The organism is Methylocystis silviterrae (assembly GCF_013350005.1).
Lineage (GTDB): Bacteria > Pseudomonadota > Alphaproteobacteria > Rhizobiales > Beijerinckiaceae > Methylocystis > Methylocystis silviterrae.
In genome coordinates, this window is sequence record NZ_JABVWW010000001.1 from 357,608 (window position 1) to 380,346 (window position 22,739).

Consider the following 22,739-nt stretch of genomic DNA (forward strand, 5'->3'; position numbering starts at 1 on the left):
TTTCGCCTTGGAGGGGCTTTGTTGGAGGCGCCTCGCGGCAAGGTTTCGTCGCGCGGCGGGGAAGGTGCATAATCCGGCCATGCTCGACCCGCTCTACGCCCCCGCCGCATGAAGCGTCTCGCGGTCTTCATCGCGCTGGCGCTTCTCGCCGTCGTCGTTTGGCGCGTCGCCTATCGTCCGGCGACTCCCGCCGATGTCTTTCTGGGCTATGTCGAAGGAGAGATGCTCTACATCGGCCCTTACGAGACCGAGAGGGTCGCGAGCCTCGCGGTTTCGGCCGGCGCCCAGGTCAAACAGGGCGATCCGCTGTTCACGATGTCGACGACGCTTCTCGATCGCGTGCGCGACGAGTCGTCGGCGCGCCTCGCCCAACTCGAGGCGCAAGTCGAAAATCTGCAGGCGGCGATGAATCGGCCCGAGCAGATCGCCGTTCTTCAGGCCGCGCTGGAGCGCGCCGAGGCCGCCCTCGAATTGTCCCGCGCTGATTACGAGCGGCAGCGAAAACTATACGCCAAAGGTCACGTCGCGAAGGCCGCGCTAGATCGCGCCGAAATGGCCCGAGCGCGCGATGAGGCGAGCGTGGAGGAAGCGCGCCGGCAGGTTCAGGCTTCGCGCATGGCGAGTCGCTCGCAGGAGATTGAAGCCGCTGAAGCCAGTCTGAAGCAGGCGCGCGCGCAACTCGACGCGCTGAACATCCGCATCAAGCGCCAGAGCGTGGTCGCGCCCGCCGACGGCGTCGTGCAAGATATTTTTTTCCGCCCCGGCGAGATCGTCAACGCTGGTCAGCCGGTCGTTGCGCTATTGCCGCCGGAGAATCGCAAGGTGCGCTTCTTCATTTCCGAGCCGGAGCTGCCGAAGATCTCGCTGGGCGAACGGATGCGCGTCACCTGCGACGGCTGCGCCGATGATCTCTTTGGGCGCGTCAGCTATATCGCCAGCCGGCAGGAATACACGCCCCCCGTGATCTTCAGCGACAAGGAGCGCGCAAAACTCGTTTTTAAGGCCGAAGCGCGGCTCGAAGGCGCGGCGCGCGCATTGCCGCTCGGTATGCCGGTCGCCATCGGGCCGGCGCCGGAGTCGACGGGAGCGGCGCCGTGAGCGCTGAGAGCGACATCGCGATCGATGTGCGTGGGCTTACCAAATCCTTCGGCGCCAAAAAGGTCGTCGACAATTTCACGCTGCAGGTGGCGCGCGGCCACATCCAGGGCTTTCTCGGCCCGAACGGCAGCGGCAAGACGACGACGATCCGCATGCTCTGCGGCCTGCTGACGCCCGATTCGGGCGAGGGCGAATGTCTTGGCTTCGACATTCGCCGGCAGCAGGAAGAGATCAAGCGCTATGTCGGCTATATGACGCAGGGCTTTTCGCTTTATCGCGACCTCACCATTCGCGAAAATCTGGAGTTCGTCGCGCGCGTTTACGGTCTCGAAGCGCCGGAAAACGCAGCTCAGGGCGCGCTCGAGCGCCTCGGCCTCGTCGCGCGCGCCGACCAACTCGCCGGCGAGCTTTCCGGCGGCTGGAAACAGCGACTGGCGCTTGGCGCATGCATCTTGCCTGGCCCGTCGCTGCTCCTCCTCGACGAACCGACCGCGGGCGTCGATCCCAAGGCGCGACGCGACTTTTGGGACGAGATCCATCATCTGGCGACGCAAGGCTTAACGGTGCTCGTTTCGACGCACTACATGGACGAAGCGGAGCGCTGTCACCGAATCGCCTATATCGCCAATGGGCGGCTGCTCGCTTCGGGCACGATTCCGGAGATCATCGCCGGCGCGAATCTCTCGACCTGGGTGGTGACAGGCGAAGGCCTCGATCGGCTCAGCAGCGAATTGAAACGTCAACCCGGCGTAGACATGGTTGCGCGTTTCGGCTCGGCGCTGCATGTCGGCGGCCGCGATGAAGCGGCGATGGAGCGCGTCGCGGATCGCTATAGCGCCGAAGGCCTTCATCATTGGAGACGCGACGAGCCATCGCTCGAAGACGTGTTCATTGATCTGATGACCCGCGCTGGAGCCGACCCGTGAGCACGCAGGAAGACCCGCGGAGCGTCGTCCCGCGTCCGGCGCGCCGCGGCCCGCTCGCGCAGTCTTGGCAGCGTGTCGTCGCGATGTTCGTCAAGGAATTCATTCAGCTTCGGCGCGACCGGCCGACCTTCGCGATGATCGTCGGCATTCCGCTCATTCAGCTGATGCTCTTTGGATATGCGATCAACACCGATCCCAAACATCTGCCGACGGCGGTGCTGACGGGCGACGACAGCCCGATCGCGCGCGCGCTGATCGGCGCCTTACGCGCCACCGATTATTTCAACATCAAATATGTCGCGCGCGGCGAGGCCGACGCCGACAAATTGATCCTCTCGAACAAGGTGCAATTCGTCATTCAAATTCCGCCCGATTTCTCTCGCCAGCTCGTCCGCGGCGAAAAACCGGGGCTGCTACTCATCGCCGACGCCACGGACCCGACGGCGACCTCGGGCGCGGTCGCCGCCGCGCTTGGCACCGCGAATCAGGCGCTCGACCGTGAACTGACCGGACCGCTGGCGTCGCTTGCGCAGAATGCGCCGCCTTACGAGATCCGCGTGCATCGGCGCTACAATCCGGCTGGAGAGACGCGCCGCAATATCGTGCCCGGACTGATCGGCACGATTTTGACCATGACGATGCTGATGTATACGGCGATGTCGGTGACGCGGGAAATCGAGCGGGGAACGATGGAGGCGTTGCTCGCCATGCCGATACTCCCGGTCGAGATCATGCTCGGAAAAATCGCGCCCTATGTCGTCGTCGGCGCCGTGCAGATGGCGACGATCCTCATCGTCGCTTCCTTGTTGTTTCAGGTGCCGGTGGTCGGCTCGCTCTTTACGCTCACCGTGCTGACTTTGCTTTTTATCGTCGCAAATCTGTCGGTGGGCTACACTTTCTCGACGGTCGCGGTAAATCAGCTGCAGGCGATGCAGATGACCTTCTTCTTTTTTCTGCCGAGCATGCTTCTTTCGGGCTTCCTTTTTCCTTTCCACGGGATGCCGATGTGGGCGCAATATACGGGTGAGGCGCTGCCGCTCACCCATTATCTGCGCATTGTGCGCTCGGTGATGTTGAAGGGCTCTAACTTCGACGATCTCGCCGTCGACGCCGGCGCGCTTGCGGCCTTCACGCTTGTTGCGATGAGCGTCGCGGTGATGCGTTTCCGGCAGACGCTGGACTGACGTTGACGGCCCAATTTTCGGCGGCTTAACATTCGCGCGGAGACAAACAATGTCGGACACCCAAGACGCGGAAGCGCGATTCAACTTCATCATGAAAATCGCCGCCGTCGCCGCGGTGGTGCTGACTGGCTATTACATCTGGTCCTTCTTCGTCAGCAGTCGCTACGAGGCGCTCTGCGGCGGCTCTTATTGGGAACTCGACAAGAAACAAATCGATTCTTGTCTCGACAGGAAAAAGGAACTCGAGAAGTAGAGCGGTTCCGCATCGCGCGTCGCCCGAGGCCCTCTAGAAAAGAAAGGCGAGGCTCTGCGCAAAAAAGCCTGCGAACAGCAACAGACCGGCGTCGCGATTTGAGCGGAACAGGCGCAGAGCGGTGATCGGCGCGACATCTTCTCGGGTCTGCGCGATCTGCCAGGCGAGATGCGTCGCATAGGCGGCGACCCCGGCATAGGCGAACCATCCGCCGCCTGCCAGAAAAACGGCGAAGGCGGCGCATGCGGCGGACAAGGCGTAGAGCGCGCCGACCGCCAATTGCACCCGCGGTCCGAACAGTCGCGCCGTCGAGCGCACGCCGACGATCGCGTCGTCACGCATGTCCTGGAGCGCGTAAATCGTGTCGAAGCCGATCGTCCATGAGATCGCCGCCGCATAGAGAAAAAGCGCCGGCGCGCCGAGTTCGCCCGTGCGCGCCGTCCAGCCGAGCAGCGCGCCATAGGCGAAGGCTAATCCGAGAATCGCCTGCGGCCAGGACGTGAAGCGCTTGGCGAAGGGATAAATCAGCACGATCAGCGGAGATATCAGTCCAAGAGCGATCGTGAGGCCGTTGAACGACACAAGCACCGCGAGCCCGACGAGGCATTGCGCGACGAGGAAGCCCACCGCCGCTGCGGGCGTTACGCGCCCGCTGGCGAGCGGCCGCAGGCGCGTGCGCTCGACCTTGGCGTCGATCTCGCGATCGATATAGTCGTTATAGGTCGAGCCCGCGCCGCGCATGGCGACGGCGCCGATAAAGAACAGCGCCAACTGCCAGACGTTGGGGCCTTCGCGCATCGACGCGGAAGCGAGCGCGCTCGCTTCCCAGCAGGGAAGCAGCAGCAGCCACCAGCCGATGGGCCGATCGAGGCGCGCAAGCTGGACATAGGGCAGGAATGCTGGCGGCGTGTGGCGCAGTAACGGATGATCCGCGATGGCGTCGGGCAGCGCGGTCGCTCCCGCCGAATCGCCGCTTCGCCTTATGCTCACAGGCTCACAGCGGTCCGGCAGGCAACTTTGGCGGCGCCATCATGCCGCCGCCGCCAGCCGCCGCTTGATCGCGCATCTCTTTCATCTTCGCTGCGGCCGCGCAGGCCTGCGACGCGAAGCCCTGAGTTTTGGCGCGCGCTTCCTTGAAGCCGTCGGCGACATTGTCAGGAATGTTGCACCATTCCTTGTTCTTGATGATGTAATTCATCATCTCGGTTTCGACGGCGACGAGACGTTTCGCTGCGGGGCAGGCGGCTTCGGGATCCATCTTGCCCTTGCCAGCCTTTCCGAGAGTGTTGAGCGCCTCGATTCCCGCCATGCGCTTCTGGGTGAGCTTCTGGAAGTCTTCCTGACAGGCTTGCGCATGCGCGCCGGTAGAGGCGAGCAGCATCGCGAACAGCGAAAGCCCCGCGACAGCGCGGGAAATATCGACAGCGCCGATGATCATGTGTCTTGGTCCGCTCATCAGGCTCGCAGCATTACCAGCAGGCTTGCCGGCGACGCAAGTTTTGGCGAACCTGCACGCAACAAAGCGGCGGCTTCATGGCGAGCGCGCCTTGCGCTCGCGTCTCCGCTTGGGAAGCCATTGTGTCAGCTTACGATTTTTCTGCGCAGCGCTTGTTCGTTCGTGACGATCTCGCGCCGGATGTCGAACTCGCGCCTTCAACTGAGGCGTCGAACTATCTGCTCAATGTCCTACGCATGCGGGAGGGCGCCGCGATCCATCTGTTCAATGGCCGCGACGGCGAATTTCGCGCGACGCTCGCGAACGTCTCGCGACGCTCCGCAAGATTACGCGTCGGCGAGCGACTGCGCGCCCAGACCGAACGCGCCGACCTCGATTATTGTTTCGCTCCCCTCAAGCAGGCGCGGCTCGACTACATGGCGCAGAAGGCCACCGAGATGGGCGCCGGCCGTCTCCTGCCGGTGATGACGCGCCGAACGCAGGTCCGCCGGCTCAACGCGGGGCGGCTCGAATCCAATGTCATCGAGGCCGCCGAGCAATGCGGCGTGCTGGCCGTGCCCGAAGTCGCGGCCGCCGTCGAACTGTCAGAGTTTCTCGCGCGTTGGCCGGCGCGGCGGCTCCTCGTGTTTTGTGACGAACGCGCCGCGCTCGCCAACCCCTTGGACGCGCTCGAGGGCCGTATGGCGCGAGAGGGCGTGAGCGTGCTCATTGGACCGGAAGGCGGCTTCGACGACGCCGAACGGGCCGCCATCGCTGGTCTGCCGAACGTCGCGCGCCTTTCGCTCGGACCGCGCGTGTTGCGCGCCGACACCGCCGCCGTCGCGGCTCTGGCGATCGTCCAGGCCGCGATCGGCGATTGGCGTTCTCGGACGGCCGCCGTCTAAACCAAAAATAAATAAATAGAAAATAAAGGGTAGTTCTCACGTGGCGCCGACTGTTTCGCCAGTGGGCGTCCAAGACACGATCCTGCCACGATGTTTGGCTCTAGTTGGATTGCAGCGCCGGAATGCGCCGCTCGAAGGCGAGGAGGTTCTCCTCGCCGCCAGCGCAATTACGGCGTATCGAGACATTGTCGGGATCGTAAGGCTCCGGAAATCTCGCGCGACGCGCGCGAACTTTCGGAAATGAGGCCCTAAACTCATGACCCTAGCCAACATCAGCCGCAGTAACCGTCTTCTGCTGGCGGGCTTTTTCGGCGCCATCGCGCTCACGGCCATCGCCGTTGCGCCGGCGCATGCCGATAATGTCAGCCAGTGCGCGCGATATGGCGCCGATTATGTCGCAGTCGCGGGGTCAAACGGTTGTGTTCGGCTCGGCGGTCACGTCCGCGTCTCTATGCCTCGCACCCCTGTCGCCCCATTGGGTTACACGGATATGCGCCGAGACGGCATGCAGCATGCCGCCGCGCGTTCCTCGCTGCCGCCGATGGCGCCCTTCGGGTTGCACGACCTCTTCCCACGCTAACCATCGCGTCGGCGCCGGCTCCAATATTATTGTGGAAGCACGCAAATATTATTGCGGAAGCACGCAGTCGGTGAAGGCGGCGTCGATCGACTGCCCCCACCCGCCGTAATAGGCGTCCAAGCGCCGCTGGGCCAAGGTGCGTCCGTCTTCGAGAATTGCTTCCAGCGGCGCAAGAAAAACGCTCTCATCGCGCCCTTTGGCGTCAAGGCGGGCGCGTCGGCGCAATCCGACCTTCGCCAGCGCAAGCACGTCGCGCCCGACGTCGCGCAGGCTGCGGCCCTCGATTCTCGCATCGAGCGCCAGACCGGGCACATCCGCGCGTAGCGCCTGACGCGCGGCGGCGCTCCACCCCTTCGTCAGTTCGCGCGCCTGATCGAGCCCGGCGGCGTCATAGAACAGACCGGCGCAAAGCGCGGGAAGGGCGGTGAAATGGGCGCGCGGGCCTGCGTCCGCGCCGCGCATTTCGAGATAGGTCTTTAACCTCACCTCCGGAAAGATCGTCGAGAGGTGATTGGCCCAGTCGGACATTGTGGCGCGCTCGCCAGGAAGTTGCTGAAGGCGGCCCTCCATCAAGTCCCGAAAGCTCGCTCCCGCCACGTCGTGATAGACGTCGCCGCGTTTGACGAAATACATCGGCACGTCGAGCGCATAGTCGACGTAGCGTTCGAAGCCGAATCCCTCCTCGAAGGCGAAGGGCAGCATGCCGGTTCGGTCGGGATCGGTGTCGAGCCAAATGTAGGACCGTTGCGACAGCCGGCCGGTCGGCTTGCCGTCGAGAAACGGCGAATTGGCGAACATCGCGGTGATGAGCGGCTGTAAAGCGAGGCCGACGCGCGTTTTTTGAACCATGTCGGCCTCGTCGACGAAGTCGAGGTTGACCTGCACGGTTGCAGTGCGAAACATCATATCGAGCCCCAGCGCGCCAACTTTCGGCATATAGGCCTGCATGATGGCGTAGCGCTGCTTGGGCATCGTCGGCGTCTCCGAGCGGGACCACTTCGGACTGCAGCCAAGATCAAGGAACCGCACGCCCAGCGCTCGGGCCACGGGCGCAAGCGCCGCGAAATGCGCGTCAAGCTCGTCATGCGTGGCGTGAACGTCGGCCAGCGGCGCCCCGGAGAGTTCGAATTGCCCGCCGGGCTCGAGCGAGATCGCGCCGCCGCCATCGGACTGATAGAGCCCGATCAGCGCGTCCCGGTCGAGGATGGGGGCCCAGCCGAGCGTGTCGCGCAGGCCCTCGAGCAGCGCCCGCACGCCGCCCAGGCCTCCGGAGCCCTCATAGGGGACCGGCGAATCGTCGGCCGCATAGAAGGGGATTTTCTCGTGCTCCGTGCCGATAAGCAGCGGCGCGCCGCCGGTCTTGGAGCCGGCTTCGAGCCATTCGACCAACATGTTGCGCGACGTGATCGGCGTCGTGTCGGATACGTCGCGGGCCATCTAAGGGGAATTTTCCGTGCTAGAGGAGACGCGCGATTGCGGCGCGGGATGCGCCTCGCGGGTGAAGGAATCGCGCCGATGGATTGCAGGAAAGCGGGCGTTGCGCAAGCCTCCGCCCGCGCCGGCTCGCGGGGGCTCGCCGAAGGGCGTCTTCGGTTAGAATTTCGCGGGCCGTCCCGAGCTTGGCGGCCAGCCCCTAGCGCTTGCCGAACATCTGGCCGAGAATGCTTTCAAAGTCCGAGCGCGCGCCGGCGTTTTCGCCGCCGCTGCCGCGTCCGATCTGCAGCGTCTTCTTGATCTCTTCGATCGCCTGCTGAATCGACGCCTGATCCATGTCGTCGGGCAGGCCTTGAGAGCGCCCGGCGCCCGGGTCGAGGTCAAGCGGGCCGCCCATCGGTCCGCCGACAGGTCCACCCATAGGGCCGCCCATCGGTCCGCCAATGGGTCCGCCGTAGGGGTCGGGCGCGGGCCGGCGGCCGCCGCCGAGCAGCGAGCCCAGAATCGACCCCAGAAGTCCGCCAAGCAGGCCGCCGCCGCCAGTTGCGCCGCCAGCTGCGCCGCCTTGAGGCGTCGGCGTCGGCGCGGGTTCGGGCTGCGAGGCCCGCCCGCCGCCGAGCATTTGCTCCAAAATGGAGCCGAGCGCGCCTGAGCTGACGAGCTGGCCGAGCACGCCGCCGAGACCCCGGTTGCTCACATTTTTGAATAATCCGCCGATGAGCACGGAAACGAGCACCGGCAGCAATTGCGAGAGAATGTCCGGACGCAGCCCCGACTCGCGGGCCGCGACCTGCACGACTTGCCCAGCGGCCGCCGGCGAGCCGAAGAGATCTTCGAGCAGCTGTCGCGACTGGGCGAGAGAGTCCGCGTCCTGCGCGGCGCCAGGGTCGTCGAAGGCGGCCACGCGTAGCGGGGACGCGATATCGCCCAAGACCTTTTCGAACAGCAACGGCCGTTCGGCGGCGTTGCTCAGGCCGACTTCGAGCGCGGGAGAGAGGGCTTTGATGGCGCGGTCCATCTGTTCGTCGGAGAGGCCGAAGCGCTGAGCGAGATTGGAGACCAACTGGCCGCCTTGCGCGGACTGCAAAATCTCGTCGAGATAGGACATGCGCCCAGCTCCGTTCACGCGAGCCCGGAAGGCGAGCCCGCCGTCATGGTGTCACAGTCTGGCGGTTGCGCCAATCGGCGGCGGCGCAGGAAACTTGTTGCGGCGCGTCGGCGTTAGCACAACGCATTGACCGCGTTCGCCGAGGGGTCTCCCGCAGTGGATCCGCGCTGCGCCGCGGCTTGACACCGTCGCGCATGCGCGACATTGCTTGCCGGCATTCAGCCGGGTGATCCGGATGGCCGCGATTGGCGCTTGAGCGGCTCGCCGCCTCGGCGCCGCCTCTGCCAAAAGGCGCGAAGATGAACGTTCACCCCCGGCCGACAAAGCCGCCGCTCAAGATACTGCTTTGCTCGCCGCGGGGATTTTGCGCAGGCGTCGTGCGCGCGATCGACGCCGTCGAGCGGGCGCTGGCCAAGTTTGGCCCTCCCGTTTATGTGCGCCATGAGATCGTGCACAATCGCTACGTCGTCGAATCGCTTAAGGCGAAGGGCGCGATTTTCGTCGAGGAGCTCGACGAAATCCCCAATACCAACGCGCCGGTGATCTTCTCGGCGCACGGGGTCGCCAAATCAGTTTCGGCCGCAGCGGCGGGACGCGGACTCCTCGCCATCGACGCGACCTGCCCGCTCGTCACGAAAGTGCATCGAGAGGCGGAAATTCACAGGCGGCGCGGCCGCCGGGTGTTGCTCGTCGGACATTCCGGGCATCCTGAGGTCGTGGGCACCATGGGACAGCTGCCTGAAGGGGCGGTGGTGCTGGTCGAATCCGTGGAGGACATTGACCGGCTCAAACTCGATGACGAATCGAATCTGGCGTATGTGACGCAAACAACGCTGTCGCTCGACGACTCCCAGGAGATCGTCAGCGCGCTGATGCGGCGCTTTCCATTGATCATTGGCCCGCACAAGGAAGACATCTGCTATGCGACCACGAACCGCCAGGCTGCGGTGAAGGAGGTCGCTCCGCATGTCGCGGCCGTGATCGTGGTCGGCTCGCCCAATTCGTCGAACTCGCAGCGGCTGCGCGAGGTGGCCGAGCGCGCTGGCGCGCCGGCGCAGCTCGTGCAGGGCCGGGGTGAGATCGACTGGGAGATTTTTGGCAACATATCGTCGCTCGGCATTACCGCTGGCGCGTCCGCGCCCGAAGTTCTGGTCGAGGAGATCATGGACGCATTCGCCGAGCGATATGACATTGTCGTCGAAACCATCTCCAGCGCCGACGAGAACGTGTCTTTCCCTCTGCCCAAGGAGCTGCGGGCGATCGCCTGAGGGCGGCCCGCAGTGAACGGTCGGCGCCCATGGCCGTCTACACGCTGGTTGACGATGAGGAGCTGATCGCTTTTCTCGCGACATACGACCTCGGGCCGCTGCTCTCCTGCAAAGGCATCGCCGAGGGCGTCGAAAACTCCAACTATTATCTCCATACCGGGGCCGGCAGCTTCATCCTCACGCTTTACGAGAAGCGCGTCGCGGAAGCCGATTTGCCATTCTTCCTGAACCTCATGGAACATCTCGCGGCGCGGGGCGTGACCTGCCCGCTGCCGGTGAAGAACCGCGCCGGGCTCGCGCTGGGGCGCCTCGCCGGCCGACCCGCCGTCATCGTCACTTTTCTGGATGGCTATTCGATCCACCACCCGGAAATCGCGCACTGCGCCGCGCTCGGCGCAAATCTCGCGCAACTACACCTCGCCGGCGCCGATTTCGCGCAGCGGCGCCACAACGCGCTTTCTGTCGAGGGATGGCGGCCGCTTTTTTCGACTTGCGCGTCCCGTGCGGAAGAGGTCGCGACGGGATTGCGCGCGCTCGTCGACGCGGAGCTCGATCATCTGGAGCGGAGCTGGCCGCGGGACCTGCCGAGCGGCGTCATTCACGCCGATCTCTTCCCCGACAATGTTTTCTTTCTCGGCGAGCGCATCTCGGGGTTGATCGACTTTTATTTCGCCTGCACCGACGCCTACGCCTACGATCTGGCGATCTGCCTGAACGCCTGGTGCTTTGACGCCGAGCATCGCTATCAGCCGGACAAGGGCGCCGCGCTGCTCGACGCCTATCAGCGGATTCGGCCGCTCTCCTTCGCCGAGATCGACGCCTTTCCCATGCTCGCGCGCGGCGCCGCGCTGCGTTTTCTGCTCACCCGCTACGTCGATTGGCTCAACGTGCCGCCGGGCGCGCTGGTGCGTCCCAAGGATCCGCGCGAATATCTCGCCAAGCTCCGGTTTCACCAGTCCGCCGCCGATGCGCGCGTCTACGGAGTCGGTTCATGACGCTCGGCGTCGAGATCTGGACCGACGGCGCCTGCTCGGGCAATCCGGGGCCGGGCGGCTGGGGCGCGATTCTCCGCTTTGGCGATCGCGAGAGAGAGATCAACGGCGGCGAGCCGCTCACCACCAATAATCGCATGGAGCTGATGGCGGCGATCATGGCGCTTGAAACTCTCACGCGTCCTTGCGCGGTCGATCTGCATACCGATTCGCAATATTTGCGCAGCGGGGTCACCTCATGGATCGCCGGCTGGAAAGCGCGCGGCTGGCGCACCGCCGACCGAAAGCCGGTTAAGAACGTCGATCTGTGGCAAAGGCTCGAAGCGGCGGCGGAGCGGCATGACGTCGACTGGCATTGGGTCAAAGGCCATTCGGGCCATGACATGAACGAGCGCGCCGACGAACTGGCGCGCGCTGGCATGGCGCCTTTCCTCCCTGGCAGACCGCCTGCAAGCGCGCGCTTTTCATCAAGATAGCCTTGTCGAAGAGCGGGCGAAGCCTATCTCACAGTCGACCAGGACTCTTCTTCGCCTTTGGGGAGCGCGGCGCGGCCGCGTTCCCCATTTTTGTTTGCCATCATATTGACACGTCGCCGCGCAAAACGAGCATGTGCGGTTGAGTTAAGCGCGTCTTTGCTGATTCTCTCTTCGATGGAGGGCAAGACGTCGATGCACCTTCCCAAAAAATGGTGGATTGGACTGCCGGTCCTTTTTGGACTGGCCTATTTTGCGCAGGGCGCGTTGGCGCCTCGTCTAGAGGACGATCTGCGCGCTGCGATCTTGTTGCGAGTCGCACAGTCGCCTGACGCAATCGACAGGCCGGAGGTCCGCGTCGTGGGCCGTGACGTCGTCCTCGCCGGCATTTCGCTGTCGCCCGATGTGAAAGCTCAGCTTTTGACGGCGCTGGGCGTTGAAACGCCAGCGCGGCGCATCATGGACGCGACGCAGCCTCTCTCGCGCGCAACGCCCTTCGTGCTGCGACTCGAACGCCGCGGCGGTAAGGCCATGATCTCGGGCAACGTCCCGCCCACGGGCGCGCGCGAAAAGCTGCGCGCGGAGATCGCCGCCTTAGGCCTGGAAGTGTCGGACTCCGCCGCCTACGCCGACGGCGCGCCGAAATCCTTCCCCGATCTCGCGTCCTTCGCCGTGCGCCGCCTCGCCGAACTCGATCCGGCGACGACGACGATGACTGACGCGAATCTGGCTGTTTCCGGCGAAGCGCGCAGCGCGGCCGATTACGGCAAGGCGCTCGCCGCGCTCAAGGCGTCGCCGTTTGAGAGCGCGGTAAAGGTGGACGTGTCGCCGCCGCGTGTTTCTCCCTACGTGTTTTCAGCGGCGGCGCGCGATGGCGTCATCAGCCTCTCTGGCCATTTGCCGAGCGACGATCTGCGCAAACAGGTTGTCGCTATGGCGGCCTCCGTGGGCGCCGGCGCCGCGGTCAGCGACGCGACCGAGCTTGGCGCCGGCGCGCCCGCCGGAGACTTCGCCGGAGCGCTTGCGTTCGCGGTCAGCGAGCTCGGCAAGTTGTCGCAAGGCAAAGTCGCCGTATCCGACGGCAAGATCATCATCGAAGGGCAGGGGCGCCAGAACATATTGGGCGAGACGATCCGCGCCGATGCGAAAGCGCGGTTGCCTTCGGGATTTGAGATCGCGCGGCTCGACGTCACGGCGGGTCCGATAACGCCGTATGTTTTCAGCGCCCAGCGCGCCGGCGGAGACGTTACGCTCACCGGCTATGCGCCGGATGAGTCCGTCCGCAATCGCCTCGTCGAAACCGCGCGCAGGAATTTCTTCGACGCGAAAGTCGTTGATCGGCTCGTTATCGCGAAAGGCGCGCCGCAGAACTTCGCGGAAGCGATGGATCATGCCCTCGCCGCATTGGCGCGGCTCGACGAAGGCAAGCTCGCGATCAGCGACTCGAATATCTCGCTCGCCGGCGTCGCGCGTCATCAGAACGCACGCGCCGAGATCGCGGCGAGCTTCGCCGATGCGCTTCCGCAGAGTTTCCGCGGCGAGGCGCAGCTCTCGACACGCATCGTCGGCTCGCCGCTTGTTGCAAGCCAGTGCGCCGCGGCGCTCGCCGATCTTCTCGCCAAATCGCCAATCGTCTTTGTGTCCGACGATTCGGCGATCGCCGCTGAATCCGCGCCTCTCGTCGATGCGATCGCTGCGACGGCGCTGCGCTGCCCGGGCGCCACTCTCGAGATCGCGGCGCACACCGACAACGTCGGCATCGCCGAAGTGAATCTGGGGCGCAGCAAGCGTCGCGCGCAGGCGTTGGTCGAACGATTGGCGAAGGCCGGAGTCGACCCGTTTAGAACAATCGCCGTCGGCTATGGCGGCGAGCGTCCGATCGCTTCCAATGACAGTGACGAAAATCGCGCGCGCAATCGCCGCGTCGAAATCGTCGTCAAGTAGCGCCAGAGAAGGAGACGGCAGATGTCCTACTTGCTGACGCTTGGCTGGCCTTGGTTCGCCGCCGCTTGTGCGCTTGGCGCGCTTGCCGGCTATGTGACGACCTCGCGGGCGAAGGACGCCCCTGCGGCGCCCGGCTGGAACGTTATCGCGATCGCAGTGACGCTCGGCGCGGGCGCAGCCGCCTCCTGGCTGGGGCTCCTTGACGGGCGCGCCGCGCTGACGATGGACGTATTGCTGATCGCGATGCTCGCTTATCTCGTCGGTCTGCCGGTTGGCGCCGCGCTCAAGACGACACAGGCCGCGCCCGCTTATGCCGGCAAGCGGCCGATCATTGTACTGCGCGGCGCGACGCGCGACGTTTACGAAACGACCGTCGCGCCGTCGACCGAACCGCAAGATGAGCAAGGTGAGATTGTCGCGACTGCGCAGCCAGCGACACAGATGAGCGTTGAGCCGGCGCTAGAGGCGGCGGCTTCTGCCGCCAAGGCGCTAAAAGAAAAAGCCGCGCAAATGCGCGCGCCGAGCGGCAAAATGGCGCCGGGCGCTCCGCCTGCCGCGCTTCCCGCGCCACGCGACGGCGCCGCGGACGATCTTGCAAAAATCAAGGGCGTCGGACCAAAGAGCGTCGAGAAGCTGCACGCGCTGGGGGTTTTCCATTATGATCAGATCGCCGGCTGGAGCGACGACAACATCAAATGGATCGAGGCGTCGATCGGCGCGGCGGGGCGGGTGAAGCGCAACGGATGGATCGCGCAGGCGCAAGCGCTAAGCGGCGGCGCCTCGGCTGATCGCAGCGCCGACGCGGCATAGGTCGGCAGAGGGACGAGTTCGTGCGTATGCGTATGGGTCTGAGCTTCGTCCTTATCTGCGTCGCGTCATTGTCTGCCCAAGACCTCCGCGCGCAGGACATGCTGCAAGGCGTCGATCTTGCGCAGCCGGCTTATTCCAAGGCTGAATTAACGCGCGCCGACGTCGAAGCGGCGCTGCTGCATCGCAAGAGCGGACATAAGGTCGATCTTTCAGAAAAGAGCCTCAACGGGCTCGATCTTTCCGGGCTCGATCTGCACGGCGTCGATTTTCGCGCGACCCGCATGAACAAGACATCGCTCGCCGGCGCGCGGCTCGACGACGCGATCCTCGATCAAGCCTGGCTGATCGAAGCCGACCTCACCGGCGCATCGCTGAAGGGGGCGCACGCCTTCGCTTCGCAAATGCAGCGTATAAGGGCCGACGGCGCAGACTTCGCGCATGCGCGTCTCGCCGGCGATCTGACCGGCGCATCGGCGCGCGGCGCCAATTTCAGCGAGGCGGATCTCTCCGCCGACATGAAGAACCAGTCGATGGGATTGATGCGTGCGGTGCTGCGCTCGGCCGTGCTCGAAGGCGCGCGTTTTCACAAGGCCAATCTCGCGAGCGCCGACCTGCGCTTCGCGCGCGCCGCGGGCGCGGATTTTTCCGAGGCGAATCTGAAGGGCGCCGACGCCGCCGGCGCGGATTTGACCGGCGTAAACTGGACCGGCGCCACGACTGACGGTCTTGATCTCGATTCCGCGCAGATCGACTCCGCCGCCGGGAGCGCGCTCGCAGGCGCGCAAAACATCGATCGCGCCCGTGTGAAATGACGCGCGACGTTATCCGCATCGGCGTTGATCTCGGCGGCACCAAGATCGAGGCGATCGCGCTCGACGCCGCGGGCGAGACGCTGGAGCGTCGCCGCGTCGCGACGCCCGCCGATGATTATGCGGCGATCATCGAAGCCGTCGTGACCCTCGTTCGTGATGTCGAATCGAATATCGGGCGGCGCGGCGTCGTGGGCGTCGGCGCGCCGGGCGCGATCTCGACGCATACCGGCCTCGTAAAAAACTCCAACACGGCCGTCGTCAACGGCAAGCCGCTCGACGTCGATCTCGCGCAGGCGCTCGGACGCCCGGTGCGGGTCGCCAATGACGCCAATTGTTTCGCGCTGTCGGAGGCGATTGACGGCGCCGGCCGCGGCGCCAGCGTGGTGTTCGGCGTTATTCTTGGCACCGGCGTCGGCGGCGGCGTCATCGTCAACGGAAAGATCCTTGAGGGGCGCAATCGCGTCGCAGGCGAATGGGGCCATACGCCGCTGCCGTGGATGACTCCGCAGGAATATCCCGGGAGCCCCTGCTTTTGCGGGCACAGCGGCTGTATCGAGACGTTTCTTTGCGGGGCCGGCCTTTCGCGCGACTATGAGAAGCGCTCCGGCGCGCGCCGCCATGCGGCCGAAATCGCCGCGCTGGCGGAAGCCGGCGAGCCCGCCGCGCGCGCAAGCCTCGATTGCTATCAGGACCGTCTGGCGCGGGCGTTGGCGGTGGTCGTCGATCTCATCGATCCTGACGTCATCGTGCTCGGCGGCGGGCTTTCCAACATCTCGCGCCTCTATGAGGGACTCGCGGCGCGCGTGGGGGAGAACGCCGTCACCGACGCCTTTGATACGAAAATCCTGCCGAATGCGCATGGCGACTCGGGCGGCGTGCGCGGCGCCGCCTGGCTATGGGGCGCCGGCGAGGCCGAATGAGCTGGACATATTGAGGCCGCCGGAGCGGAGCTCGCGCCGGCGCCGTTCCCTCCGGCCTCGCGCCGGTGTATGCCGAAGCAATCGCGGCGGCTGCGGCGAGCGTGAAAGGGAGTTTGCGATGGGCGCCGCCGGAGATCAGCAGACTCACGGAAAGAAGCCGTGCGCCCATTTGGCTTTTCTTGCGTCGGGTGCGCCAGAGGCGGAAGAGTCGCGCCAGCGCCTTATTGAAAAATACGGCGACTGCCCGCCTGAGGAGGCCGATTGCATCGTCGCGCTGGGGGGCGACGGCCTCATGCTTCGCACGCTGCATCGGTTCATGGACGCCGGCAAGCCGATCTACGGCATGAATCGCGGCTCGGTCGGCTTTCTGATGAACCAGTATCGAGAGACGGGACTGCGCAAGCGCATCGCCGAGGCCAAGCCTTCGATCATTCACCCCTTGCTGATGCATGCCGTCAATGTGCGCGGCGACGAGTTTTCGGCGCACGCCATCAACGAGGTGTCGCTGTTGCGCCAGACGTCGCAGATCGCGAAGCTGCGCATTCTGGTCAACGGCCAGGAGCGTTTGCCGGAACTCGTCACCGACGGCGTGCTGGTGTCGACGCCCGCCGGCTCGACCGCCTACAATCTTTCCGCCAATGGTCCGATCCTGCCGCTCGATGCGCCGCTGATGGCCTTAACGCCGATCTCCGCCTTCCGCCCGCGCCGCTGGCATGGCGCTCTGCTGCCCGACCTCGCAAAGGTGCGGATCGAGGTCCTCGAAGCGGCGAAGCGGCCCGTCTCCGTCGTCGCCGATCATGACGAATTTCGCGACCTTGCTTATGTGGACGTTGTGATGGATCACGCCACCAGTCTGGTGCTTCTCCACGATGCTGGCCATTCGCTGGAAGAGCGAATCCTGCGCGAGCAGTTCGGATACTAAACTTAATGACTGAATCCGCGATCAAACCCTTCCGCCGCCACGTCTTCGTCTGCGTCAACACGCGCGACGGCCGATCCGCCTGCGAGGACCACGGCGCAAAGGAGGCGCTGGCCAAGGTTAAGGAAGCGCTCAAGGCGCTGCCCTTCGCCAAGCGCGACGGCGTGCGCCTGTCACAAGCGGGCTGCCTCGGCCAATGCGAGCATGGCCCCGTCGCGGTCGTCTATCCTGGCGGCAAATGGATCAGCTATTCGTCGCCCGACGAGCTGATCCGCTTCGTGCTGGAGCAGATCGAGGCCCCCGACTGATCAGCGGCGCTGCTGGGCGTGTTAAAAGGGATCAGAGGTCTCCTGAACAAGCCCCGGTCGCATGCGCTCCTGTTTGATCCTTGAGTCCGACGCCAGCGATGAGGAACTCGCGGCGGCGTTCGATTGCGGCGCCGACGCGCTCCTGTTGCGGCTTGGCCCCTGTGCGGAGGACGAGGCGCGGCGCAGCGCCCGCGCGCGCGCCTGCGCGCTGATCAATGAGGCGCGAGGCAAGAGCGCGGCGCCGAAGCTCTTCGTGGAGGTGGCCTCGCTCGACAGCGAACTCATCGAGGCCGACCTCGACGCGCTGTTCGGTCCGGGACCGGACGGCGTCTTTCTGCCATCCTGCGATGGCGCCGCGAGCTTGCAGCGCATGTCGGTGAAGCTCGCCGTGCGCGAGGCGCAAGCCGGCCTCGCCGACGGCGCGACCAGGATCGGCGCCTTCGCCGGGGGCGATCCCGCCGCCGTGTTGGCGTTGCGTTCCCTCGCCGGCGCGTCGCCGCGTCTCGCGGCGCTGGCCTTCGACGAAGCTGGGCTGCGCGCGGCGCTGGGCCTCGCCTGCGGTGACGGCGCCGCGGCCCAAATGGCGCGGGCGGCCGTCGTTCTGGCGGCGGCGTCGGCCGGCGTGTCGGCGCTTGCTGCGCCCGTGCAAACCGGAGAGGAGAATGCCTATGCGGCGGCGCGCCGCGACGGTTTTCAGGGGGCGATGGCGCTTTTTCCCGGACAGATCGCGGCCATCCACGAGGTCTTTCCGGCGAGCGAGAATCGACAAAGACCGCAATCGTCGGCATAGACAGGACGATGAAAAAGGTCCGATTGGACGCGCTTGGCCGGGCCGCCGCGGCGGCGCTCGCCGGCGCAGCGCTTTTCCCCGAGCCGACGCAAGCGCAGCAACAGCCGCCGCGCCGTCCCCATCCGCCGCATGGCGCCGGCGAAGCGGCCGGACCGGCCGCGCCGCCGACCGAAAGACGCGCCACGCTGCGGCTGAGCGCGACGCTTGCAGCCAATGACCAGCAGCCGGTCCGCTCGGGCCTCGTCTGGCGCGTCTTTGAAGAGAGCGCCCAGCCGGACGGATCGCACAAGCTTGTGGCGCAATCCGAGGAGGCGGTCCCGACGCTGCCGCTGCCGGACGGCTCCTATATCGTCCACGCCGCCTATGGTCTTGCCGGCGTCACGCGCCGCGTCGCCATCGAGGGGGGCAATGTGTCCGAGCGGATCGTTCTGAACGCCGGCGGGCTGAAGCTCATCGACAAGCTGGGCGACGCAGAAATTCCCGCGCAGCGGCTTTCAATTTCGATCTATGTGCCGGAGCGCGGCAATTCCGAAGCGAAGCTCATTCTCGCCAACGCCAACGCCGATCAAGTGATCTGCCTCCCCGAGGGCGCCTATCACATCGTGTCCACTTTACTCGACACGGGGCAGGGCGCTCAGGGCGGGACGAACCAGACCAACTCCGTGGTTACGGCGGATCTGAAAATCCCGGCCGGAAAGCTGATCGAAGCGACACTGCGCCATCGCGCGGCGACCATGACCTTGAAGCTCGTCAAGCAGCCGGGCGGCGAGGCGCTCGCCAATACCAGCTTCTCGGTGCTCACGCCCGGTGGCGACGTCATCCGCGAGATGATCGGCGCTTTCCCGTCGCTCGTTTTGGCTGAAGGCGAATATGTCGCTATCGCTCGCCACGAGGGCAAAACCTATCAGGGCGCTTTCCGCGTGCAGTCGACCAAGGACTCGGACGTCGAAATTCTGATCCGCGATCAGCCGCGCAATCACGCGAACGACGAACATCCGCAATAAAAAGCCGCCCGGCGAACCGGGCGGCTTGCTTGGGTCGCTCTTGAAAACTGCGTTCTAGAGGAGCGTGAAGGGAACGATCACGTCCATGTTGAACATGCCCTGGTTCGAGCTCAGTCCGCTGCGGCTGAAGAACGGCGTGGCGCCATTGACCGTCGTGTCCCAACGCAGCTCCGGCCGGATGATCAGGCCGGTGATGTAGGGCAGTTTGACCGGCAGTTCAGGCGTAATCGTCATGCCCAGCGTGAAGGCGAGATAGCTCGTGCCGGAATAGACCGGCTTGTTAGCATAGAGGCCCGTTCCCAGGTTCTGGTTGATGCAGGACGGACACCAGAAGCCGTGCGCCAGATTGACCGCGTCGAAATAGCCCGGATAGGCGCTGACGAAGAAGTTGTTGTTGTCGCGATAGAATTCGGCGCGCCCGTTGAGCTTGAAGATATCGTTGATCTTGTAGGAGAAATATTGCGCGATGCCGAAGGCGCGCGCGCCCATTGGATAGGCCGGCGCCGTTCCCCAGAATCCCGTGCCGGTAATGGCGTTGGCCGCGCCCCAGGCCTTCTGCGGCAGGCCGAAGGAGCTTGGATTCCAGCCGCTTTCCAGCATGAAGCTGATGTCGGTGATGAACGTCAGATCCTCGGTCGCCTTCCAGGTCGTCGTGAGGTTGTTAAACGAACGGATCGCCGTGTTGACGTCGCAGGCGCAGAGGCCAGGGGCGCCGAAACCGCCCTGGTTGACTGGCCAGCCCGCCGTGAAAGCGTTGGGCCAGCCGGTCTGGGTAAACGGAGTTCCGTTAGCGAAACCAACCGGCCAGCCGACGCCGAGCGGATCGGTCTGCCTCTGGTTCTCCGGACCTGTATGGGTGATCGCCATAATGGTCAGATCGCCGTCGAGCAGGTTGAAGCCAAAGCCGCCGTGAAACGAGGCGGCGGCGTTGTTGTCCCCAGGCCAACCAAGGCTCGTGTTCACGCCGCTGGTCACGCCAGTATAGACGTCGAGCCAGGGCTTGACGTGGGTGGTGACCATTGCGCCGGTGTGGATAAACGGACCGTAGTTGAAGATGTAGGAGTGGCTGTAGAACAGATTGTCTTTCGCCGGGATCACTTCCGCGCCGTTGTAGGTGACGAACATGCCCACCTTGAGGTCGACGCCGCCTTCGCTGATCGGGCTAATCCACGGAAAATGCGCCAGGACATTGGCCTCGATCGGCCCGATCTGCGTGCGCGAGGCGATCGCATAATCGAGAATGCCGAGGTAGTGGTTGTAGCGCATGTCCTCGCCGATCATGCCCTGAAACTTGAATCCGAAGTCATAGCCTTCGGCCTTGGGATCGAGCGGACGCTGCACGGTCAGGAGGGCGCCGTTGAAGGTCGGCCAGTTGGCGCGGTCCGTATAGAGGTGGCCCCAGTTCAGTTTGTTGAACGGCTGATTGAAGTTGACGGCGACGCCGCCTTCGACGTAGCCGTCGATGGTCAGCGTATCGATCCAGGCCGGCGTCGGCGCCATGGCCGGACCCTTGACGATCTTACCTTTTCTGACGGGCGTGGGCGCGGGTTGATTCTCTTCGATGAGAGTCGGATCGACCTCCATCAGCTTCGACTGAGCATGAGCAGCGCTCGTGACGCTGGTTGCTAGCGAAAGTGCAGCGACGGTCGAAAGATAGGGCCATTTCATTGCTGGGAACTCCGTCTGGGAGGCGAGATCTGATTGATATCACTCGCGAGCGAAGTTCCGTTCAAGCCCAACGTCCGCGCATCTGCTCAATTGTTAGGCAAAAAAAGCCCTGACGAAAAATTGTTCTAATGAGTGTGGCGGCAATGTCACAATTTTTGATGGTTCCACGGCGGCCGATGCTGATTTCATAGCGCCTCTCGTCGTTAAAAAGGTGACAAATGTTCGTTTCTTGACGAATCACGATCCCTTCCGTCCAGACCGAGGCTTGCCTCTCTTCAAGCGCCGCCCTCTTTAGTAAGCGTGGCAATAGGCGGGCGCGCGGGGCGCGACGCCGCGGAACAGGAGAGGGCGACATGACGGAAGAGGGGCGCAATCAACCCGAGGGCCCCGACTTCACGCAGGGAGTCGCTGCCGCCGAGGTGTCCGAAGGCCGCCCGTTGCTTGGTCATGTGGCCGGCGAGGACGCCGTGATGGCGCGACAGGGCGACGAGTTCTTCGTGATCGGCGCTCATTGCACGCATTATCATGGGCCCTTGGCCGAGGGCCTCGTGGTCGGCGGCTCGATCCGGTGCCCCTGGCACCATGCCTGTTTCAGCTTGCGCAGCGGCCGCGCGTTGCGCGCGCCCGCCTTTGATCCGTTGCCGCGGTGGCGGGTCGAGCAGGCCGATGGAAGGGTGTTTGCGCGCGAAAGGCTGCCGGACCCCGCGCGCCCTGAGCGCAAGGGCGCCGCCGAGCCGCGCGGCGTCGTCATCGTCGGCGGCGGCGCCGCGGGCTTCGCCGCGGCGCAGATGCTCAGGGCGGAGGGCTATGACGGCGTTCTGGAGCTGATCAGCGCCGATTCGGCCGAACCCTACGATCGGCCCAATCTCTCGAAGGATTATTTGGCCGGAACCGCGCAGGCGGACTGGCTGCCGTTGCGAGACTCAACTTGGTATCGAGACAATGGCGTCCAACTGCGTCTGGGACGGCGTGTCGAATCGCTCGACCCGGCGGGCAAGCGGCTGACCCTCGCTGACGGGGCGACGCTGTCTTACGACGCGCTGCTGCTCTCCACGGGCGCATTCCCCACCAAGCTGCCGACGCCGGGAGCGGAACGGAGCCACGTTCATTATCTGCGCTCGCTCGCCGACGCCGACCGTCTCATCGCGGCCTGCGCCGGGGCGCGCCGCGTGGCCGTGATCGGCGCGAGCTTCATCGGCCTTGAGGTGGCGGCGTCGCTGCGCGCCCGTGGTCTCCAGGTGCGCGTCATAGCGCCCGAGGAGATACCGATGGCGCGCATTCTTGGACCCGAAATCGGCGCGCATGTGAGAAAGCTCCACGAGAGTCACGGCGTCATCTTCCATCTCGGGGACACGGCGACGGAAATCGGCGAACGCACGCTCCAATTGAAAAGCGGCGCGACTTTGGACGCCGATCTCGTGGTCATCGGCGTCGGCGTGAGGCCAGATCTCTCGCTCGCCCAGTCCGCCGGCCTCGCCGTGGACCGCGGCGTGCTCGTCGACGAATATCTGCAAACAAGCGCGCCCGATATTTACGCCGCCGGCGACATCGCCAGCTGGCCCGACAAGATCACGGGCGAGCGGATACGCGTCGAACATTGGGTGGTCGCTGAACGTCAGGGCCAAACAGCCGCGCGCAACATTCTCGGTCGCAAGGAAAAGTTCGACGCCGCGCCCTTCTTCTGGAGCCAGCATTACGACGAGGCGATTTCCTATATCGGAAACGCCGCGTCGTGGGACCGGCTGGAGATGTCAGGCGATCCGGCCGCCGCCGACTGCGCCGTTTCCTACTTCAAGGGCGATCGGCTGCTGGCCGTCGCGACCATCGGCCGCGACCTCGACAATCTGCGCGCCGAAGTCGCTTTTGAAGCGCGCATCGGCGCCGAGCCCCCGGAAGCGATCGAATAGG

General features: G+C 64.9%; 23 protein-coding genes. 18 read left to right on the forward strand and 5 right to left on the reverse strand.

The genetic code is table 11. The features are described 5' to 3' along the window. Positions 1 to 108: 108 nt before the first annotated feature. The 4 genes from HUN39_RS01665 (at position 109) to HUN39_RS01680 (ending at position 3,461) form a co-directional block, all read left to right on the forward strand. Positions 109 to 1,098 carry an HlyD family secretion protein gene (locus HUN39_RS01665; RefSeq protein ID WP_175092768.1) on the forward strand — a complete coding sequence of 330 codons (990 nt, stop codon included), beginning with the start codon at positions 109 to 111 and terminating at the stop codon, positions 1,096 to 1,098. Next, complete coding sequence (locus tag HUN39_RS01670) at positions 1,095 to 2,024, forward strand: ABC transporter ATP-binding protein (protein ID WP_175092769.1); 930 nt, start codon at positions 1,095 to 1,097, stop codon at positions 2,022 to 2,024. The genes HUN39_RS01665 and HUN39_RS01670 overlap by 4 nt, the downstream gene beginning before the upstream one ends. Before the next feature lie 83 nt (positions 2,025 to 2,107). Continuing rightward, positions 2,108 to 3,208: an ABC transporter permease gene (locus HUN39_RS01675; protein ID WP_175092822.1), complete on the forward strand. Its 1,101-nt coding sequence runs from the start codon at positions 2,108 to 2,110 to the stop codon at positions 3,206 to 3,208. 49 nt (positions 3,209 to 3,257) lie between these two features. Further along, positions 3,258 to 3,461 (forward strand): hypothetical protein, encoded by a 204-nt coding sequence (locus tag HUN39_RS01680; protein WP_175092770.1) that lies wholly within the window; start codon positions 3,258 to 3,260, stop codon positions 3,459 to 3,461. 33 nt (positions 3,462 to 3,494) lie between these two features. Here HUN39_RS01680 and ubiA read toward each other — a convergent pair whose 3' ends face one another. Further along, complete coding sequence (gene ubiA / locus HUN39_RS01685) at positions 3,495 to 4,451, reverse strand: 4-hydroxybenzoate octaprenyltransferase (RefSeq protein ID WP_175092771.1); 957 nt, start codon at positions 4,449 to 4,451, stop codon at positions 3,495 to 3,497. 4 nt (positions 4,452 to 4,455) lie between these two features. Beyond that, positions 4,456 to 4,899 (reverse strand): hypothetical protein, encoded by a 444-nt coding sequence (locus HUN39_RS01690; RefSeq protein WP_175092772.1) that lies wholly within the window; start codon positions 4,897 to 4,899, stop codon positions 4,456 to 4,458. A gap of 140 nt (positions 4,900 to 5,039) precedes the next feature. On the opposite strand from HUN39_RS01690, the gene HUN39_RS01695 reads away from it, so the two are divergent. Next, positions 5,040 to 5,801, forward strand: coding sequence for a 16S rRNA (uracil(1498)-N(3))-methyltransferase (locus tag HUN39_RS01695; protein ID WP_332310702.1), 762 nt, complete (start codon positions 5,040 to 5,042; stop codon positions 5,799 to 5,801). A 256-nt stretch (positions 5,802 to 6,057) separates the two neighbouring features. After that, positions 6,058 to 6,381, forward strand: a complete 324-nt coding sequence (locus HUN39_RS01700; protein ID WP_175092774.1) for a hypothetical protein — start codon at positions 6,058 to 6,060, stop codon at positions 6,379 to 6,381. A gap of 48 nt (positions 6,382 to 6,429) precedes the next feature. Here HUN39_RS01700 and HUN39_RS01705 read toward each other — a convergent pair whose 3' ends face one another. Both HUN39_RS01705 and HUN39_RS01710 read right to left on the reverse strand, forming a co-directional pair. Further along, positions 6,430 to 7,818, reverse strand: coding sequence for a glutamate--cysteine ligase (locus HUN39_RS01705; protein WP_175092775.1), 1,389 nt, complete (start codon positions 7,816 to 7,818; stop codon positions 6,430 to 6,432). Positions 7,819 to 8,014: 196 nt separating this feature from the next. Beyond that, positions 8,015 to 8,923, reverse strand: coding sequence for a DUF937 domain-containing protein (locus HUN39_RS01710; RefSeq protein WP_175092776.1), 909 nt, complete (start codon positions 8,921 to 8,923; stop codon positions 8,015 to 8,017). Between the two features lie 299 nt (positions 8,924 to 9,222). On the opposite strand from HUN39_RS01710, the gene ispH reads away from it, so the two are divergent. From ispH to HUN39_RS01765, 11 genes are all read left to right on the forward strand, one after another. After that, positions 9,223 to 10,191 carry a 4-hydroxy-3-methylbut-2-enyl diphosphate reductase gene (gene ispH / locus HUN39_RS01715; protein ID WP_175092777.1) on the forward strand — a complete coding sequence of 323 codons (969 nt, stop codon included), beginning with the start codon at positions 9,223 to 9,225 and terminating at the stop codon, positions 10,189 to 10,191. Between the two features lie 29 nt (positions 10,192 to 10,220). Further along, positions 10,221 to 11,186: a homoserine kinase gene (gene thrB, locus HUN39_RS01720; protein ID WP_175092778.1), complete on the forward strand. Its 966-nt coding sequence runs from the start codon at positions 10,221 to 10,223 to the stop codon at positions 11,184 to 11,186. Then, positions 11,183 to 11,659: a ribonuclease HI gene (gene rnhA, locus HUN39_RS01725; RefSeq protein ID WP_175092779.1), complete on the forward strand. Its 477-nt coding sequence runs from the start codon at positions 11,183 to 11,185 to the stop codon at positions 11,657 to 11,659. Before thrB ends, rnhA begins: the two co-directional genes overlap by 4 nt. A 192-nt stretch (positions 11,660 to 11,851) precedes the next feature. Beyond that, positions 11,852 to 13,600: an OmpA family protein gene (locus tag HUN39_RS01730; protein WP_232365842.1), complete on the forward strand. Its 1,749-nt coding sequence runs from the start codon at positions 11,852 to 11,854 to the stop codon at positions 13,598 to 13,600. 21 nt (positions 13,601 to 13,621) lie between these two features. Further along, complete coding sequence (locus HUN39_RS01735; RefSeq protein ID WP_175092780.1) at positions 13,622 to 14,410, forward strand: hypothetical protein; 789 nt, start codon at positions 13,622 to 13,624, stop codon at positions 14,408 to 14,410. Positions 14,411 to 14,442: 32 nt separating this feature from the next. Beyond that, entirely contained in the window at positions 14,443 to 15,222 is a 780-nt protein-coding gene (locus HUN39_RS01740) for a pentapeptide repeat-containing protein (RefSeq protein ID WP_175092824.1), read from the forward strand. After that, positions 15,219 to 16,142, forward strand: coding sequence for an ROK family protein (locus tag HUN39_RS01745; protein ID WP_175092781.1), 924 nt, complete (start codon positions 15,219 to 15,221; stop codon positions 16,140 to 16,142). Before HUN39_RS01740 ends, HUN39_RS01745 begins: the two co-directional genes overlap by 4 nt. 118 nt (positions 16,143 to 16,260) lie before the next feature. After that, the gene (locus HUN39_RS01750; RefSeq protein ID WP_175092782.1) at positions 16,261 to 17,064 is read left to right on the forward strand and encodes an NAD kinase; all 804 of its coding nucleotides are present in this window, start codon (positions 16,261 to 16,263) and stop codon (positions 17,062 to 17,064) included. A gap of 5 nt (positions 17,065 to 17,069) precedes the next feature. Next, a complete protein-coding gene (locus tag HUN39_RS01755; protein WP_175092783.1) occupies positions 17,070 to 17,369 on the forward strand; it encodes a (2Fe-2S) ferredoxin domain-containing protein in 300 nt (99 codons plus the stop codon). A gap of 61 nt (positions 17,370 to 17,430) precedes the next feature. Beyond that, positions 17,431 to 18,159, forward strand: a complete 729-nt coding sequence (locus tag HUN39_RS01760; protein WP_175092784.1) for an aldolase/citrate lyase family protein — start codon at positions 17,431 to 17,433, stop codon at positions 18,157 to 18,159. Between the two features lie 8 nt (positions 18,160 to 18,167). Further along, complete coding sequence (locus HUN39_RS01765; protein ID WP_175092785.1) at positions 18,168 to 19,163, forward strand: hypothetical protein; 996 nt, start codon at positions 18,168 to 18,170, stop codon at positions 19,161 to 19,163. A 54-nt stretch (positions 19,164 to 19,217) separates the two neighbouring features. Here the strand turns inward: HUN39_RS01765 and HUN39_RS01770 are convergent, their stop codons facing one another. Beyond that, a complete protein-coding gene (locus HUN39_RS01770) occupies positions 19,218 to 20,831 on the reverse strand; it encodes an outer membrane beta-barrel protein (protein ID WP_175092786.1) in 1,614 nt (537 codons plus the stop codon). 353 nt (positions 20,832 to 21,184) lie between these two features. Between HUN39_RS01770 and HUN39_RS01775 the strand changes: the two genes are divergently transcribed. Beyond that, a complete protein-coding gene (locus HUN39_RS01775; RefSeq protein ID WP_175092787.1) occupies positions 21,185 to 22,738 on the forward strand; it encodes an FAD-dependent oxidoreductase in 1,554 nt (517 codons plus the stop codon). Position 22,739: the final 1 nt, after the last annotated feature.

What these genes read in the sequence shown, in the direction of transcription:
- HUN39_RS01665 (WP_175092768.1), top strand. Translation starts at nt 109, where the DNA reads ATGAAGCGTCTCGCGGTCTTCATCGCGCTGGCGCTTCTCGCCGTCGTC.
- HUN39_RS01675 (WP_175092822.1), top strand. Translation starts at nt 2,108, where the DNA reads ATGTTCGTCAAGGAATTCATTCAGCTTCGGCGCGACCGGCCGACCTTC.
- HUN39_RS01680 (WP_175092770.1), top strand. Translation starts at nt 3,258, where the DNA reads ATGTCGGACACCCAAGACGCGGAAGCGCGATTCAACTTCATCATGAAA.
- HUN39_RS01690 (WP_175092772.1), bottom strand. Translation starts at nt 4,899, where the DNA reads ATGATCATCGGCGCTGTCGATATTTCCCGCGCTGTCGCGGGGCTTTCG.
- HUN39_RS01700 (WP_175092774.1), top strand. Translation starts at nt 6,058, where the DNA reads ATGACCCTAGCCAACATCAGCCGCAGTAACCGTCTTCTGCTGGCGGGC.
- HUN39_RS01705 (WP_175092775.1), bottom strand. Translation starts at nt 7,818, where the DNA reads ATGGCCCGCGACGTATCCGACACGACGCCGATCACGTCGCGCAACATG.
- HUN39_RS01710 (WP_175092776.1), bottom strand. Translation starts at nt 8,923, where the DNA reads ATGTCCTATCTCGACGAGATTTTGCAGTCCGCGCAAGGCGGCCAGTTG.
- ispH (WP_175092777.1), top strand. Translation starts at nt 9,223, where the DNA reads ATGAACGTTCACCCCCGGCCGACAAAGCCGCCGCTCAAGATACTGCTT.
- thrB (WP_175092778.1), top strand. Translation starts at nt 10,221, where the DNA reads ATGGCCGTCTACACGCTGGTTGACGATGAGGAGCTGATCGCTTTTCTC.
- rnhA (WP_175092779.1), top strand. Translation starts at nt 11,183, where the DNA reads ATGACGCTCGGCGTCGAGATCTGGACCGACGGCGCCTGCTCGGGCAAT.
- HUN39_RS01730 (WP_232365842.1), top strand. Translation starts at nt 11,852, where the DNA reads ATGCACCTTCCCAAAAAATGGTGGATTGGACTGCCGGTCCTTTTTGGA.
- HUN39_RS01735 (WP_175092780.1), top strand. Translation starts at nt 13,622, where the DNA reads ATGTCCTACTTGCTGACGCTTGGCTGGCCTTGGTTCGCCGCCGCTTGT.
- HUN39_RS01740 (WP_175092824.1), top strand. Translation starts at nt 14,443, where the DNA reads ATGGGTCTGAGCTTCGTCCTTATCTGCGTCGCGTCATTGTCTGCCCAA.
- HUN39_RS01745 (WP_175092781.1), top strand. Translation starts at nt 15,219, where the DNA reads ATGACGCGCGACGTTATCCGCATCGGCGTTGATCTCGGCGGCACCAAG.
- HUN39_RS01750 (WP_175092782.1), top strand. Translation starts at nt 16,261, where the DNA reads ATGGGCGCCGCCGGAGATCAGCAGACTCACGGAAAGAAGCCGTGCGCC.
- HUN39_RS01755 (WP_175092783.1), top strand. Translation starts at nt 17,070, where the DNA reads ATGACTGAATCCGCGATCAAACCCTTCCGCCGCCACGTCTTCGTCTGC.
- HUN39_RS01760 (WP_175092784.1), top strand. Translation starts at nt 17,431, where the DNA reads ATGCGCTCCTGTTTGATCCTTGAGTCCGACGCCAGCGATGAGGAACTC.
- HUN39_RS01765 (WP_175092785.1), top strand. Translation starts at nt 18,168, where the DNA reads ATGAAAAAGGTCCGATTGGACGCGCTTGGCCGGGCCGCCGCGGCGGCG.
- HUN39_RS01770 (WP_175092786.1), bottom strand. Translation starts at nt 20,831, where the DNA reads ATGAAATGGCCCTATCTTTCGACCGTCGCTGCACTTTCGCTAGCAACC.
- HUN39_RS01775 (WP_175092787.1), top strand. Translation starts at nt 21,185, where the DNA reads ATGACGGAAGAGGGGCGCAATCAACCCGAGGGCCCCGACTTCACGCAG.